This is a genomic window from Paraburkholderia sp. RL17-380-BIE-A, from assembly GCF_046028085.1.
Taxonomy (GTDB): domain Bacteria; phylum Pseudomonadota; class Gammaproteobacteria; order Burkholderiales; family Burkholderiaceae; genus Paraburkholderia.
Genome location: NZ_JARESQ010000071.1, coordinates 1 through 268 on the forward strand (window position 1 = coordinate 1; position 268 = coordinate 268).

The 268-nt window shown below is 64.2% G+C and carries 1 pseudogene; it reads left to right on the forward strand.

Features of this window, described 5'->3' with window-relative positions:
- Positions 1 to 268, forward strand: a pseudogene (locus P0D68_RS35575) (SMP-30/gluconolaconase/LRE-like region family protein); the annotation flags it as partial.

The window sequence follows — 268 nt, forward strand, 5'->3', positions numbered from 1 at the left end:
CAACTCGACCTCGCTATTCGCTGCGCTGCAGTTCAGCGCCACCTACGGTAGCGGCAAGGTTGGCCGATACAACCGGACCAGCCGTACGCGCGACCTGCTCATCACCGTCAGCGCGACGACCACCGAACGCCTGGCCGATGTCGTCACCGGACTCGCGACGTCTGGCTCGCTGCTATATGCGAGCGATTTCCCCGGCAATCGCGTGCGCGTGTTTACGACGTCCGGTGTCTGGCTGCACGATATCAGCGTGGCAGGGCCGGGCGCATTA